The sequence below is a fragment of the Streptomyces sp. NTD91 genome (assembly GCF_059510455.1).
The window spans coordinates 1-463 of sequence record NZ_JCAJZW010000168.1 but is presented as its reverse complement, the minus strand read 5'-3'; the positions used below and the strand labels follow the sequence as shown (position 1 = coordinate 463).

1 protein-coding gene is annotated in these 463 nt (G+C 76.5%); it reads right to left on the bottom strand.

Annotated features, from left to right (window positions below):
• A partial coding sequence (locus AC5WRT_RS39080) for an acyl carrier protein (protein ID WP_496098963.1) occupies positions 1-463 on the bottom strand: 463 nt, incomplete at both ends.

Here is a 463-nt window from a genome sequence, read left to right as displayed (position 1 = left end):
GGGACACCGGTGGCCAGGGCGAGGGTGCCGCGGAGTTCGACCGCGGTGAGGGAGTCGACGCCCAGGTCGCGGAAGGCGCGCTCGGCGGGTACGGCGGAGGCGCCGGAGTAGCCGAGGACGCCGGCGGCGCACAGGCGGACCATTTCGAGGAGGACCCGTTCCTGCTCGGCCGGGGTCAGTCCGGTGAGCTGGTGGCGCAGGCCGGAGCCGTCGCCGCGGCCGAAGCGCTCGGAGGCCGCGCCCGCGCCCTCGACGGCGGCCCGTGCCTCCGGGAGCGACTCGATGAAGGGGCTCGGCCGGGTCATGGTGAAGGGGGGCGCGTACTCGCCCCAGTGGATGTCGGCGACCATGACGGCGGGCTGGGCTGCGGCGACGGCGCGTTGCAGGGCCAGGATGCCGAGGGCGGGCTGCAGGGGCAGGACGCCGCCGCGGTGCATGCGCCAGGCGACGACCTCCTCGTCGG